At 43.0% G+C, this 14,105-nt stretch carries 12 protein-coding genes; 8 read left to right on the top strand and 4 right to left on the bottom strand.

Annotation, left to right across the window (positions count from 1 at the left end):
* Nucleotides 1-4 precede the first annotated feature (4 nt).
* The 5 genes from ACFPVY_RS06655 to ACFPVY_RS06635 all read left to right on the top strand — a co-directional run bounded on the left by ACFPVY_RS06655 (nt 5) and on the right by ACFPVY_RS06635 (nt 5,241).
* Entirely contained in the window at nt 5-1,669 is a 1,665-nt protein-coding gene (locus ACFPVY_RS06655) for a DUF262 domain-containing protein (RefSeq protein ID WP_379791191.1), read from the top strand.
* 4 nt (nt 1,670-1,673) lie between these two features.
* Nucleotides 1,674-3,203 (top strand): class I SAM-dependent DNA methyltransferase, encoded by a 1,530-nt coding sequence (locus ACFPVY_RS06650; protein WP_379791190.1) that lies wholly within the window; start codon nt 1,674-1,676, stop codon nt 3,201-3,203.
* A gap of 10 nt (nt 3,204-3,213) precedes the next feature.
* Nucleotides 3,214-4,161, top strand: a complete 948-nt coding sequence (locus ACFPVY_RS06645) for a toll/interleukin-1 receptor domain-containing protein (RefSeq protein WP_379791189.1) — start codon at nt 3,214-3,216, stop codon at nt 4,159-4,161.
* Between the two features lie 130 nt (nt 4,162-4,291).
* Nucleotides 4,292-4,504 carry a hypothetical protein gene (locus ACFPVY_RS06640; RefSeq protein WP_379791188.1) on the top strand — a complete coding sequence of 71 codons (213 nt, stop codon included), beginning with the start codon at nt 4,292-4,294 and terminating at the stop codon, nt 4,502-4,504.
* Between the two features lie 167 nt (nt 4,505-4,671).
* Nucleotides 4,672-5,241, top strand: a complete 570-nt coding sequence (locus ACFPVY_RS06635; RefSeq protein WP_379791187.1) for a DinB family protein — start codon at nt 4,672-4,674, stop codon at nt 5,239-5,241.
* A 200-nt stretch (nt 5,242-5,441) separates the two neighbouring features.
* Here the strand turns inward: ACFPVY_RS06635 and ACFPVY_RS06630 are convergent, their stop codons facing one another.
* Both ACFPVY_RS06630 and ACFPVY_RS06625 read right to left on the bottom strand, forming a co-directional pair.
* Nucleotides 5,442-6,011, bottom strand: a complete 570-nt coding sequence (locus ACFPVY_RS06630) for a YciE/YciF ferroxidase family protein (RefSeq protein WP_379791186.1) — start codon at nt 6,009-6,011, stop codon at nt 5,442-5,444.
* 17 nt (nt 6,012-6,028) lie between these two features.
* On the bottom strand, nt 6,029-8,212 hold the full coding sequence (locus ACFPVY_RS06625) for a catalase (RefSeq protein ID WP_379791185.1): 2,184 nt from the start codon (nt 8,210-8,212) through the stop codon (nt 6,029-6,031).
* A 280-nt stretch (nt 8,213-8,492) separates the two neighbouring features.
* Between ACFPVY_RS06625 and ACFPVY_RS06620 the strand changes: the two genes are divergently transcribed.
* Nucleotides 8,493-8,927: a DUF1810 domain-containing protein gene (locus tag ACFPVY_RS06620; RefSeq protein ID WP_379791184.1), complete on the top strand. Its 435-nt coding sequence runs from the start codon at nt 8,493-8,495 to the stop codon at nt 8,925-8,927.
* 49 nt (nt 8,928-8,976) lie between these two features.
* Here the strand turns inward: ACFPVY_RS06620 and ACFPVY_RS06615 are convergent, their stop codons facing one another.
* Nucleotides 8,977-10,545: a sensor histidine kinase gene (locus ACFPVY_RS06615; RefSeq protein WP_379791183.1), complete on the bottom strand. Its 1,569-nt coding sequence runs from the start codon at nt 10,543-10,545 to the stop codon at nt 8,977-8,979.
* 89 nt (nt 10,546-10,634) lie between these two features.
* A complete protein-coding gene (locus ACFPVY_RS06610; RefSeq protein ID WP_379791182.1) occupies nt 10,635-10,913 on the bottom strand; it encodes a hypothetical protein in 279 nt (92 codons plus the stop codon).
* A 545-nt stretch (nt 10,914-11,458) separates the two neighbouring features.
* On the opposite strand from ACFPVY_RS06610, the gene ACFPVY_RS06605 reads away from it, so the two are divergent.
* Nucleotides 11,459-11,971 carry a hypothetical protein gene (locus ACFPVY_RS06605; RefSeq protein WP_379791181.1) on the top strand — a complete coding sequence of 171 codons (513 nt, stop codon included), beginning with the start codon at nt 11,459-11,461 and terminating at the stop codon, nt 11,969-11,971.
* Between the two features lie 230 nt (nt 11,972-12,201).
* Nucleotides 12,202-14,070 (top strand): metallophosphoesterase, encoded by a 1,869-nt coding sequence (locus ACFPVY_RS06600; protein WP_379791180.1) that lies wholly within the window; start codon nt 12,202-12,204, stop codon nt 14,068-14,070.
* Nucleotides 14,071-14,105 lie beyond the last annotated feature (35 nt).

Here is a 14,105-nt window from a genome sequence, read left to right as displayed (position 1 = left end):
AACAATGAGTGAAGTTAAAGATATATTTAAACCTGATAATAAGACTATTAATCAAATATTTCGTGATAGTGATGCATTCTACCATATGCCTATTTACCAACGTCCTTATTCTTGGGATAAAGAAAGAGTTGAACAATTATGGTTTGATATAGTAGAAGCTTTTAAAAATAATCAAGAAGATTCGACTTTAGATAGCAATTACTTTTTGGGTTCTATCGTGGTGGTTAAAAATGCAAAAGGTTTTGAAGTTGTAGATGGTCAACAACGTTTAACTACCTTGACTATATTGTTTTGCACGTTAAGAGATATGGGGCTGGATATTGCGCCAAAATACAAAGCGTTAATCGACGCTTGTATAAAAGACGCTATTGAAGATAAAGAAAGATTAGTATTAACAACACATTTAAACAATCAAGCTAATTTTGAAGAAACAGTTTTAAATGGAGTAAATCTTAGTGCATCAAAGAAAGAACTTGAAAATAATAGATTTCTGCAAAATGCATTATTTTTTAAAGATGTTATTCATCAGTCTTTAAAAACAGATTCAGAATATTTTATTAATGATATAAATGCCTTTGTAGAATACTTCTTTAATAATGTGACGCTTATTAGAATTGTCTGTTTTGATGAAGGCTTTGCAATTAAGCTTTTTTCAGTCTTGAATGACAGAGGTCTAGACTTAACGCCTGCAGATATAATTAAAGCATATCTTCTTCAGCATTTGGATGAGACAAAGCGTGAAAGTTTTATTGAGGTGTGGAAGAGAATTGAAAATACAGCATCGCTTTCTGGGGAGTCGGTTCAAAGTATTTTTAACCTTTACCTGTATTTCCTAAAAGCGGAAAACCCAAGAAAATCTTTGCAAGATGAATTAAAAGAACAATTTAAAGGAAAAAATGCTCAACAAATTATTTTAGATGTTGAAAAATATGCGAAGGTAGTACTGGAAATAAATTCCAATACAAAAGACAAAGACATTTCTTTATTGAGATATGTGAATCACAGCATTTATTGGAAAACAATTTTAGCTTCAGCTATCCATACAAATTATAATGATTTTGATGGGCTAAAACTCTTGTTGAGAAAATACTATTATCAAAGCTGGATAGCTGGTGGAACTTTAAACAGAATAAAGCAGACATCTTTTAATATTATAAGAAAAGTAAAAAATAATGAGCCACTTGAGAATATTAAATCTGTGGTTAAAGAGAATCTTGATAAATATCAATTCTATACAGATTTCTTGAAAAATGAGAATATATATTGGATGAACTGGCATAAACCTCTTTTACTTGCCGTTGAATATTTTCAGCAGGATGACAGAGAATATATTCCCATTACTCGCGATTTACACACTGAACATATTTTACCCAAAGAATGGAATAGAGAAGATTTAAACTGGAAAGATAGTTTCACAATCGAAGATTCTTCAAAGTACCTTAATTCACTAGGAAATTTGACATTACTTTCAGGAGTTAAAAATATCCAAGCGAGCAATAGAAATTTTTCTGGCAAAAGAGAAGTTTATAACGGAAAAGGTATAGATGGTAAAACATCATTTGAAATCACTAAAGCTATTCTTGAAGATAATACGGAATGGACAATTGAGAAAATCCAAGACAGATCCAATTGGATGGAAGGGAAAATAAAAACTTTGTTTGCAATTTAAGTATATGACAGAAGCAGCAATAGTATCAAAAATATGGAATCTGGCGAACGTAATGCGCCACGATGGAGTTGGTTATGGAGATTATTTGGAACAAATCACCTATCTGCTATTTCTTAAAATGGTGGATGAATTAAATAAACCACCTTACAACAGAAACCTGAAATTACCAAGACTGAAAGATGTAGAAGGCAAAGAAGTGGAAGGTGCAGAAGTTTGCTCTTGGGAGAACTTAGTTTCAAAAAACGGTGCAGAACTGGAGTCTTTTTACATTCAGGCATTGCGTTCGTTAGGTACAGAAAAAGGGATGTTGGGGCAAATTTATGTGAAGAGCCAAAACAAGATACAAGACCCATCCAACCTGCAACGCATCATCACCATGATTGGCAAAGAAGACTGGAGTTTGATGGGTGCCGATGTGAAAGGAACCATCTACGAAGGTTTGTTGGAAAAAAATGCGGAAGATACCAAATCGGGAGCAGGACAATATTTTACACCAAGAGCATTAATCAGAACAATGGTAGCCTGTGTACAGCCTAAACCAATGAAAACCGTAATAGACCCAGCTTGTGGTTCGGGCGGTTTCTTTTTGGCAGCTTACGACTGGTTAACAGAAAACAATAAATTGGATAAAGACGAAAAGATGTTCTTAAAGAACAGTACTTTTCACGGCAATGAAATTGTAGCCAGCACACGCAGAATGTGCCTAATGAATTTATACCTACACGGCATCGGAGAAATAGATGCAGAACCATTGGTAAAATCAAACGACGCATTGATTGCAGCTGAAAGCCAGACTTACGATTATATTTTAGCGAATCCGCCATTCGGTAAAAAAAGCGGAATGACCGTTACCAACGAAGATGGAGATATTGAGAAAGAAGATATTAGCTACAACCGTCAGGATTTTTGGGAAACAACCAGCAATAAACAGTTGAACTTTTTGCAGCACATTAAATCTTTGATGAAGATTGATGGCGAAGCGGCAGTTGTTCTACCTGACAATGTTTTGTTTGAAGGCGGAGCGGGAGAGGAAATCAGAAAGCAATTATTAAAAACAACAGAATTGCATACGATTCTACGTTTGCCGACAGGTATTTTCTACGCCAATGGTGTAAAAGCGAATGTTTTGTTCTTTAATAACAAACCTGCCAATAAAGAGGCCTGGACAAAAGATGTTTGGTTTTATGATTACAGAACCAACGTTCATCACACCCTAAAGAAAAAGCCTTTAGCAGAATCTGACTTATCAGATTTTGTAGAATGCTACAATTCATCGAACATCAACAAGAGAAGGGAAACCTGGAGCGAAGAAAACCCAGACGGTCGCTGGAGAAAATACAGTTATGATGAAATCATTGGCAGAGATAAAACCAGTTTGGATATCTTTTGGGTAAAAGACAAAAGCTTGACAGATTTGGATAATCTACCAGACCCTGATGTTTTGGCACTGGAGATTATTGATAATATTGAGGCTGGATTGGCAAGTTTCAGAGAGATTGTGAGTGAGTTAGAAAATAGTGAAGAAAAAAATTAACCAATAAATTATGAAGGCGTTTATATCATACAGTCATAGGGATTCACAGTATTTAGAAAGATTGCAAGTTCATTTAGCACAAGCTCGAAGAGATAGCTTAATTTCCGAATGGACAGATCAAAAGATTGATGCTGGAGCTAACTTGGATCAAAATATTTCAGAAGCATTAACATCCTCAGAATTATTCCTTGCATTAGTTAGTCCTGATTATTTAGCCTCTAATTACTGTTATGAAAAAGAGTTTGAAACGGCTTTACAAATGCAAGAAGAAGGAAAACTGATAATTGTGCCAATAATTGTTGAACCGTGTGAGTGGCAAAAAACACCTTTTGGAAAATTAAAGGCTATCCCAAAAGATGGAAAGCCTGTGAGTGAATATACAAATCAGAATGTTGCTTTTTTAAATGTAGTTGATGAACTGAGACGCTTAACTCACAATAATGTATCGTTATCGTCTGAAATAGCGCAACAGCCTCAATCAGAAGAAAAATTGACAAGAAATTACAAGGTAAAAAAATTATTTAGTGAGGTAGATATTTTTAATTTTAAGGAGGATAGTTATGAAACAATTAAAAAATATTTTCAGGCTTCCATTTCAGAATTAAATTCTGTAGAAAATTTACAGGCCCGTTTTACTAATGACGGCAAAGGTTTTTTTACTTGTTTGATTTCAAATAGATCCAACAATCAAAGTAGTTTTGTTACAGTTCAAATTGGAAGTGACGGGCAAAGACATTTTGGCGACTTAAGTTACTCTTTTTCAGATCAGATTAGCACAAACTCAATACAGATGGGTAAGGTTTTCAAAATTGGAAATGACGATTATAACCAGTTTTGGATTAAAAATAAAGATATGTTTGATTATAGCGGTCAATTTAATGATCAATATAATGCACACCACGTAGCGGAGATAATATGGGACGATTTCATTTCTCAAGTTGGTGTTTCTTTAACCTAAAGTTTACCTACTTATTGTAAGGGCAAATTAACAGATAAAGTATTCGTGAATATTGTGTAAAAATTTTAAACATGGAACACATTCTTAAGCATTTTGAAAATACGCAAGTATCAATAGCTACGATTACAAAATGAACCCAATCCAAGTCCCACGCAAACCCAGAAAATGCCAAATCTGCAACAATACAACCGTTGTAGAAATTTCGTATGGCGATCCCACAGAATGGGTGATGCAAATGGCGGAAGAGGGCAAGCTGGTGCTTGGTGGATGCATCATTTCTAATTTAAGTCCGCAATGGCAATGCGTGCAATGCCATACGCAATACATCAAGGCAACTAATTAAAATGAGGTGCGCCAGCAATAGAACACAAATCAAAAAATAGCTTCACTCCCTAACGATTGGTCGGGAGTTTTTTTGCTAAAATATAAAGCATAGCAAAAAACACCTACTTATTTAATTTTCAAACACTTAAATACTTAAATTTACGTGTCAATCTTAAAAATAGTACCATGAATTTAAAAACTACCCTTTCATCAGTGCTACTGGTTTGTTGCATGAGCCTTTCGATGCAGGCGCAGTACGAACTGAGACCCGAAAAAGGCTATTCGCAGAACATCGGCACCACGGTATTTATGTTGGAGAACCTAAAAACACGAATTACTAAAAACGTGCAGAAGCTGACGCCGGCACAAACCGATTATCTTTTGGTACCCGACGCGAACCGCATCGGCGCGATGATCTATCACCTTGCCGCCACAGAAAAATACTATCAGGTGTACACCTTGGAGAACCGCGAACTTAGCGAGGCGGAAAAAGCCAAGTGGGACGTGGCGCTGGAGCTGGGTGATCCCGCGCGCACGGCACTGGTGGGTCGTCCCATCACCTACTACCTCGACCTTTGGGACGGCGTCCGCAAGGAAACCCTGCGCTTATTGAAAACCAAAGACGACAAGTGGTTCGACACCCTGATCAAGGACGGCGACATGAACAACTACTTCGCGTGGTTCCACGTCATGGAGCACCAGTCCAACCACATGGGCCAGATCCAAATGATAAAAAACAGGCTCCCAAAAGAATAGCACCGCATCCAAATAGAAGCACTGCAATTACGCTCCCGTTGCACCAGACTTCAAATAAAAATAAGACAGCATTACAATAGCAATTCTTGAAATACAGAAAAAAAGAGGCGTCCGAAGTGGACGCCCCTTTGCTTTGTGGCTGAAAGTGTCTGGCACGCTGCACCTGATGCACTTTCTTTCTGTTATCTAAAAGCCCTCGTCTAGGCTTTATCGGCTGCGGCATTGATCGAGGAAACTGCCACGTCGGTCAGTATCTTGTCTGCCTCTATCTCTTCGGCAAGGGTCTGTTGCAGCAGTTGCGCCGCGTCGTTTTCCCCTAAGACTTTGGCAAACGAAAATAGCGTGCCGTAGGTAGCGATCTCATAGTGCTCAATTTTCTGCGATGCGGCGATGATACCGGCATCTCTCACAGGCCCCGGCTCGGTTTCTTCAAGAAGGCCGTTCCCCTCTTCAATCAGTCCCGCCATGGCGTCGCATTTTTTACCTTCGGCTTTTTCCCCAAGCATCTCAAATACCTTTTTAAGACGCGCAATCTGGTTTTCGGTTACCGCAAGGTGGTCGTGGATGCTGGATCGCAATAGCGCATCGGTAGCATTAGCCGCCATCTTTGGCAGTGCTTTCACCAGTGCATTCTCGGCCCAATAGATATCTTTCAGGCTAGCGATAAAAAGTGCTCTCAAGTTGGAAGCGGCGCCAGCACCGGGAGGTGTAAAACGGCTGTTAGTCTTGTGTTCGGAAGCCGTGTTTTTTGTTGTATTTGCTTTCTTCATTTCTTCGGTTATTTTTTTTAACGGTTATTTTTAGATGGACTGATGCTTGCTTCTAGTGCTTCTTCACGTTCCCAGAAACGATGTCCGGCAACTGCCGTGAGGAAGTTGGAAATGAATTCGGGCGCATCGGAGGCGTCCGCCGTGATAATACCGCCGTCGCTCTTGTCTTTGGCAAGGCATTGCGGTGCAGTGAGCACGGCAGCACCCGCTCCGGCAGCTCCAATGATCTTGCAGTGCCTGAAGGCATCGTTGATGAATTCCATGGCATCAAGATTCCCGGCCAGCTCGGTCTGGACATTTCCTTCTGGAATAAAAATAGCATCGAACAGTACCGACGAGGCGGTAAAAAAACTAAAGTCAGCAGCAAGCGCGCCACCTTCAGCCGTAGGCACGGCACCAAGATGGGGAGCGATAATACAGGCCTTGGCATCCCGCTCAACAAGCGCCTTTTTCATTGCTGCCACGGAAGCTTCGCTGACACCATCGTTACAGAGGAATGCAATTTTTCGAGTGGCTATGGTTGACGTCACGGTCGGATTTTTAATCATGCTCAAGGCATCAGAGGTGCTATTGCTTTTTGATGGTTCCTTCGGCTCTTTGGTCCCCACAGCGTCGGCACCTACCCCGTGATTCATCGGCTTTTCGGGCTGCGCGGGAACTTTCATACCGAGTCCAGCCGCTACTTGGTCTGCTAGCATTTCGCTGACCTGTAACAGCAGTCCCAGCATTCGGGAACGTACTGGCGCGCTTTCTACTTTTCCCAGTTCAAAGCGGAGTGCCTTGATGATGTGGCGCTGCTCAATAGCCGTTTGGCTGTCAAAAAAAAGCCTCGCCTGGCTGAAATGGTCGGTAAAACTGTCGCTGCGCTCGCGTACCTTGTGCGCTTCGATGCGTTCGCCGAAGCTGGCAAAGCCACCTTCTGAAATCATGGCTTGGTAAGGACAGCCTCCGCCCAGCGAATTAGGATGGTAGCTCACGCGCCCCTTGTTGATTTCCTGCCTCATATGGCCGTCGCGCTGGTTGTTATGGGTGGGCGAAATACTCCTGTTAATCGGTATTTCATGAAAATTAGGGCTGCCAAGGCGCGAGAGTTGCGTATCGGTGTAGGAAAAAAGCCTTCCCTGCAACAGCGGATCGTTTGAAAAATCAATGCCCGGTACCACATGCCCCGGATGAAAAGCGACCTGTTCGGTCTCTGCAAAAAAGTTGTCTGGGTTGCGATTCAGCACCATGCGTCCTACGATGGTCACAGGAACCAGTTCTTCCGGCACCAGCTTGGTGGGGTCTAAAAGATCGAAATCAAATTTGTGTTCGTCGGCTTCCGGGATCACCTGCACGCCCATCTCCCATTCTGGAAAATTCCCCATTTCGATAGCTTCCCAAAGGTCTTCCCTGTGGAAATCAGGATTCTTCCCAGAAATTTTCTGCGCTTCGTCCCATACGACGGCATGCGTGCCAAGCTTTGGCTTCCAATGGATTTTTACGAAATGGGATTCGCCGGCCTCGTTGATGAATCGGAAAGTGTGCACGCCAAAACCTTCCTGCATGCGGTAGCTCCTCGGAATCGCGCGGTCAGACATGACCCACATGATCATGTGCATGGATTCAGGCATCAGGGAGATAAAATCCCAAAAGGTATCGTGGGCAGACGCAGCCTGCGGCATTTCGTTATGGGGCTCTGGCTTGACCGCGTGGATCAGGTCTGGGAATTTATTGGCATCTTGGATAAAAAACACCGGGACGTTATTTCCTACAAAATCATAAATGCCTTCTTCGGTATAGAATTTCACAGAGAAGCCACGCACATCGCGGGCAAGATCAGTGGAGCCACGCGAGCCCGCTACGGTAGAAAACCTCGTAAAAACCGGTGTCTTCTGGCCCAGGTGCTGCAGAAATCCGGCCTTGGTAAACTGCGGAATCGGATTGGTCACCTCAAAAAATCCGTGCGCACCAGACCCGCGAGCATGCACGATGCGTTCTGGAATTCGCTCGTGATCAAAATGCGTTATTTTTTCCCGTAAGATAAAGTCTTCAAGTAGCGAAGGTCCTCGTTCTCCTGCCTTTAGGGAGTTGTTGTCGTCGTTAATCTTGACCCCTTGGTTGGTCGTCAGAAACTTATTGGTTCCGTCTGACTTGTTCAGGCCCAAATCTTCCTGTTTCGCTTCCTGCTTGTTGAAGTCTGATGCGTTATTTTTTTCCATGGTGTGTGTTTTAAATTGCTTTATAAAGGAAGCCTTTTAAAAGGGAACAACCCTTATACAATTATGCAACTGTCTTATATCTTGCGACATAACCACTTTGAAAACGACAATAATAAGCAAAAACAAATAAAATATAACAATTGCCAGCTGTGCGTATAACGCACTGTTGGTTCAGTAGATGTATTTTTACGGAACGACACTGCAACAACAATGTGTAGCGGAACAATATGCTCTTCAAGACAAGAATCGGACAAAAATAAAACGCCAAAATTGCCTAAAAATGCATTACAGCAACGTACTAGACCGCTTTTTAGAAGCGCAACAGCATACCTACAAAAGAGCACTTTCAGAAGTAAGAGACGGAAAAAAAACCTCGCATTGGATGTGGTTCATTTTCCCGCAGCTTAAAGGCCTTGGCCAAAGCCACAACGCGCACTATTATGGAATCGACACCCTTGAAGAAGCAAAGGAATACTTGGCGCAACCGTCACTTCGAAAAAATCTATTGGAAGCAGCGACAACCCTGCTGTCAGTAAAAGACAAGTCAGCAGAAGCGATATTTGGGAGTACTGACAGCCAAAAGTTACGCTCGTCCATGACGCTGTTCTCTCAAGTGGAAAATGCAGATGAGGTATTTGAGCAAGTGCTGGATAAATACTTTGCAGGAAAGCGCGATGAAAGAACACTGTCAATGTTGGCAGCAATGCCGAAATAGTATAATTTAAGTAAAAAACCGATGCTTTTGCGAAAGCGATTGCAGCGCTTTAAGGCTGATAAGGCAACAGGATCTCAAAGGTCGTGCCGATGCCGGGCTGGCTGGCAGCAGTAATTGTCCCACCATGGAGTTCCGCAATTTTTCGGCACAGCGCCAAGCCTATGCCCGTTCCAGAGCTTTTATCTTGAAGCCTGCTGAAGATTTTAAAAATCTGCTCGGCATATTCGTTGGGAAAGCCTGGGCCGTTATCTGCCACACTAATCTTTACCATTGCTGTTTCCGTATTGCTGTTAGCCGGTAGTATTTCTGAAGTTATTGTTATGACAACCGAGGTATCCGAAAACTTAATGGCATTCCCGATGAGGTTGGCAAACAGCTGACGAAGTTGTACCGGAATACCGCTGATGGTGGGCAATCTATTCAATACAATGGTGCCGTCTTTTTCATGGAGATGGATTTCAAAGTCGGCTGTGATATCGCCCAGCATTTGGTTAAGATCGACTGGAAGATGTGCCAAGGTACCCTCTTCCAAGCGAGAATAATCTAGCACGGCAGTAATCAACTTCGACATTCGGTCTGCCGATGCGGCCACTTTATCGAGGTATCCTCTGGCAACCACATTGTTGCGGATCTCTTCCTGTAGCCTGCTGGAAAAAATCATGATTTTGCGGAGCGGTTCCTGCAGGTCGTGCGAGGCAATATAGGCGAACTCGTGAAGTTGTTTATTTTGCGTAAGGATAAAATCCTCAAACTGTTTGGTTTGTGTTCGATCTCGGGTTACTTTAGAATAGCCAATAACGGCACCATGATCATCATGTAGTGCGGTGATGACGATGCTGCCCCAAAATTCAGTTCCGTCCTTGCGGACTCTCCATCCCTCATGGTTGGCCTTGTTAGACAGTGCTGCCTGTTGCAAAAGTTGTTCTGGAAGCTGTTTGGCGCAGTCTTCCTTGCGATAAAACTGCCTGAAATTTTTACCGACAATCTCGTGCTCGGAATAGCCCTTGATCTTTTCGGCGCCCTTATTCCAATTGAGTATGTTGCCTTGGGTGTCCAAAAGAATAATCGCATAGTCTTCCACTTCAGCAATCATTCGGTGGTACCGTTCCTCGCTTTTTCGAAGTTCCTCGGTCCGCTGGCGCAATGCCTCGGTATGCTGTTGCAACTGTTGCTCGGCGAGCTTGCGTTCGGTAAGATCTCGGGTAAGTTTCGAAAAGCCGATGACAGTGCCATCTGTATCATGCAGGGCGTTAATGACCACTGAGGCCCAGAACCTGCTTCCGTCTTTTTTGACGCGCCAACCCTCTTGCATCGCACGCCCTTCATTAACTGCAACGCTCATAAGCAGTGCAGGAAGCCCCACTTCGTTATCTTCAATAGTATAAAAAGTGCTGAAGTGTTTTCCGATGATGTCTGTGGCGGCATATCCTTTTATGGCAGCGGCGCCTGCATTCCAGTTCAGTAAATTGCCCTCAGCATCCAAAAGAAGGATGGCATAGTCGCGAACTTCCTCGATCATTTTTCCGTAAAGCCGGGTAGCGTCGCTGTTCAAGAACACCATGCTGTCGGCATGGGTTGATGCCATATTGGGTTGCATCGGCGCGCTGTGCTTTTCCATTGTAATAATAGTTTTAAGTAAATCTACTAAATAAATAGGGATTATAAAAGTAAGCGGCTCCTCAATAAATCAGCTGCGTTCAAAATAAATCAATCTAGCGAAGCTTCGAGTGCGTTGATTTCATCACTAATAAAAGACATACAGCTCTTGTAGCCTCCTGGCAAAATTGCATAGGGAATCAAGATCTCGTTGTTGGTCAAAATAGTGAATAGGATTGTCTCATTTTCAAAGGACATGTGTTTTACTTCAAAGCCCTTGCCCCGAATCAATTCATTATAGGCAGCGTCTCCTTCAAATACAGCTAGTGCCTGCTGGAAACTTCTCCATTGTTTTAAGATTTTTCCTCTGTCTCTTGCATTCTTATCCATGTCAGCTAATTTAAATTGGTAACAAAAATTTTGTTTCTGTAAAGAATTATTTTTAAGCTCACTCCAATGACGGTGCGAGTTTTAATTCCTTTGGATGCGTTTCATGCTATTGTAGCTCATAATTCCTAAAGCAGACTTTTCCAATCGCATCAAGCTTTGGGTTCAGCGTTACTGCGCTCTTCTAAATTGGACACGGTTTTCGTTGCGATAAGTCTGCCTTAAAACGAGGTAAATAATTATAAATGAGAGAGTTTGAGTCTGCGAAAGGTAGGCTATTAAAGTCGCCCTCGGGACAAAGTGGGCTTTTATTTCAGAATAAGTTACTTGAAAAGTCCGTAACGTTGACTAACAGTGTGCCAAGACAAAGTCTTTATTTAGACAAGTAGATCTCAAAAACCTTATTTTTGTATAGTAAAGCGTTCATGTTTAACAGAATTACTTGAAATGAGATCTTTTTTTGATTTTCTTTACTTCCAACAAAGCAACCTTTTTCCTACTCAGGCATCTTTTAAAAAACGCAGTACCAACAAACTGACTTCTTTAGCATGAAAAACATAATAAGATTACAAGTACTATTTGCAGTGGCACTATCTGGAATGGTGGCTTCCTGCGATCCAGATGACGGCGGTGACGGACCATTTTACTACTACCGATTCGCCATCGAAAACCGATCTGACGTACCGCTCAAGATAGAAGGCTACCGCACCCGCGACTTGGCCACCGGCAATGTATTGGCAACACCACTTTTGTTGCACACGATCAGCCTGCCGGCTGGCGCGCAAAGCAACCCGCAAGACGTGACACTGATGACGTCGTTAGAACAAATACCGGTCATCTACCCGGGATTCGAGAACAACACCGATTCGCTGGCCGTGACTTTTGGAGATTCTGGAAGAGGCTATTATGTACTCGACCGCACCGACGGTTTTTACAGCGGCGCTTGGATTCAGGGACGCGGTACGTTGCTTAATTTCTCCACCCCCGACCTACTTCCCAACGGTGGAGTACTGGTATATCCATTCACGCAAGCAGAAGCCGACAATGCTCCCGAACTCTAAAAAATACGTTTAAATAGGCACTCACATTCCCCTCCTCTGGAGGGTGCACGCAGGCGGGTTGGAAAAAAAACGCAAAAACCCTCCCAAAAACAAAACAAGCCAAAAAACAACAATTCACTCCTGCAATCCCAAACCCTCAATCTAAAACCTAAAATCATAAATCTAACAATTCCTTCACATTCCAATAACCGCCCTCCCCCACCATTCCCCGATTTTTGTACCAAAAAAAAATGCCAAGCTACCGCTCCCGCTTTTACGCGCTTTTGCTCCTTTGCACGTATCCCGTTTTTGCACAATCCGAAAAGCCAAAGATTCAGATCGCCTTTCTGGCAGACATTCATTTTCAAGACCTCTACGGAAAGCTCTCCGACAGTGATTACAGCGGTGTTAAAAATCCGGTAAACGGAAAATATACATTACTCCGCACCATGGAATCGCAGCTGCGCTCCACCCGCCTGTTTAATGAAAACTACTTTGCGCTTTTTGCAGCGCTAGACGATATTGTGGCCAGGGACATCAAGATTGTGGCGCTTCCGGGCGATTATACCGACGACGGACAGCCGTTGCACGTTCGGGGCCTTTCTAAAATATTGGAGGAGTACTCCAAAAAATACAGCATCCAATTTTTCATCACCACGGGAAACCATGACCCAGTGGGACCTTTTGCGCAGGAATCTGGAAAAGATGATTTTTTAGGAACAGGAGGCCAAACTCAGCCGATCTACAGCGAACTTCCAAAACAATTGCCGCAGAACAGCCTGCCACCCGTGATCACCAAAGATATTTCTAAAATGGGCTATGCGGCCATCATGGAGAGCTTGCGCCCTTTTGGTTTTTTTCCAAAAGAAAGCGACCTTTTTTGGGCCACCCCATTCAGCGACTACGATCCCGAAAACTACACGATGGAATCAGCCCAGACCAGCAGCCTGCTCAAAAATAGAATTTACGAAACCGCCCCCGGCTATCAAGTGCCCGATGCGAGTTATGTCGTGGAACCCGTGCCGGGCGTATGGCTTTTGGCGATTGACGGAAACAGTTATCCTTTGGTGGCAAAGCCAAATGCCGATGCAAAAGACCCGACCAATTACAAAGGCGCTGATTTGGGCTATAACAACATGCCTCTCAAAAAACACCTGCTGCCTTGGATCACAAAAATTGCCACAGAAGCCAAAAAAAGAAACAAGACGCTGCTTGCCTTCAGCCACTATCCGATGTGTGATTTTAACGATGGCGCTTCTGAGGCCATTGCCGCATTTATGGGTCCCAAAAAATGGCAGCTCAGCCGAGTGCCTTCTAAAGAAATGGCGGATGCACTGGCGGCTTCGGGCTTAAAAATTCATTTTGGCGGCCACATGCACATCAACGATACTGGCATTCACGAAGTGGCAGGAAATGTGCTGGTCAACATCCAGACGCCTTCCTTGGCGGCTTATATCCCGGCTTATAAAATAGCGACGCTTCGACCGAACGAAATCATTGAAGTGGAAACCGTAGCATTAAAAAACGTGGCCAGAGCCCAGGAACTGGTACCGCTTTATGAAATGGAATATGAACATCTGAAGAAAGAACATCCGGAAAGAATTTGGGACAAAACCATTCTGAAGACCAACAGCTATCTCGATTTTACCGATTCGCATCTGAAAGAATTGGTACGCCTGCGTTTTCTGCCAGAAGATTGGCCGGAAGGGTTTGGTGCTTTCCTGAAACAAAAAACAGCTTCCGAATTAGCGGTAATGGCACAACTACAAGGGAACGAAACTTTAAAAAATGTTACGCCCAAAAGAAAAAAAGAAATCTTGAAACAAGACATCTTCAAGAAGAGTAATTTTAAAAATTGGACGGGCGCAGACCTCATCAATGATTTCTACCGAATCAGGAGCGGTGACGGCCTGGCGGAAAAATACATCGGCAGCGAAAGGATTCAATCGTATAAAATACTGGGCGCCCTTTTTTCAGTTGAAAAACCAAACGAAGATTTGAAGCAGAAGCAATGCCGCTTGTTCTTCACGATCCTAAAGAAATTTTTGGAAGGCGCTCCTGCAGATCATTTCTTGGTAGATCTCAAGACGGGAACGGTAAACGCCATCGAAGGCAAATAAAAAAGGCTCCACTACGGAGCCTTTTCTAGTCAAAT

It is taken from the genome of Flavobacterium qiangtangense (assembly GCF_042658345.1).
Taxonomy (GTDB): Bacteria; Bacteroidota; Bacteroidia; order Flavobacteriales; family Flavobacteriaceae; genus Flavobacterium; species Flavobacterium qiangtangense.
Note: the sequence above shows the minus strand (reverse complement) of the source record. Positions and strands in the feature narration are given on the sequence as shown.

What these genes read in the sequence shown, in the direction of transcription:
- ACFPVY_RS06655 (WP_379791191.1), top strand. Translation starts at nt 5, where the DNA reads ATGAGTGAAGTTAAAGATATATTTAAACCTGATAATAAGACTATTAAT.
- ACFPVY_RS06650 (WP_379791190.1), top strand. Translation starts at nt 1,674, where the DNA reads ATGACAGAAGCAGCAATAGTATCAAAAATATGGAATCTGGCGAACGTA.
- ACFPVY_RS06645 (WP_379791189.1), top strand. Translation starts at nt 3,214, where the DNA reads ATGAAGGCGTTTATATCATACAGTCATAGGGATTCACAGTATTTAGAA.
- ACFPVY_RS06640 (WP_379791188.1), top strand. Translation starts at nt 4,292, where the DNA reads ATGAACCCAATCCAAGTCCCACGCAAACCCAGAAAATGCCAAATCTGC.
- ACFPVY_RS06635 (WP_379791187.1), top strand. Translation starts at nt 4,672, where the DNA reads ATGAATTTAAAAACTACCCTTTCATCAGTGCTACTGGTTTGTTGCATG.
- ACFPVY_RS06630 (WP_379791186.1), bottom strand. Translation starts at nt 6,011, where the DNA reads ATGAAGAAAGCAAATACAACAAAAAACACGGCTTCCGAACACAAGACT.
- ACFPVY_RS06625 (WP_379791185.1), bottom strand. Translation starts at nt 8,212, where the DNA reads ATGGAAAAAAATAACGCATCAGACTTCAACAAGCAGGAAGCGAAACAG.
- ACFPVY_RS06620 (WP_379791184.1), top strand. Translation starts at nt 8,493, where the DNA reads ATGCATTACAGCAACGTACTAGACCGCTTTTTAGAAGCGCAACAGCAT.
- ACFPVY_RS06615 (WP_379791183.1), bottom strand. Translation starts at nt 10,545, where the DNA reads ATGGAAAAGCACAGCGCGCCGATGCAACCCAATATGGCATCAACCCAT.
- ACFPVY_RS06610 (WP_379791182.1), bottom strand. Translation starts at nt 10,913, where the DNA reads ATGGATAAGAATGCAAGAGACAGAGGAAAAATCTTAAAACAATGGAGA.
- ACFPVY_RS06605 (WP_379791181.1), top strand. Translation starts at nt 11,459, where the DNA reads ATGAAAAACATAATAAGATTACAAGTACTATTTGCAGTGGCACTATCT.
- ACFPVY_RS06600 (WP_379791180.1), top strand. Translation starts at nt 12,202, where the DNA reads ATGCCAAGCTACCGCTCCCGCTTTTACGCGCTTTTGCTCCTTTGCACG.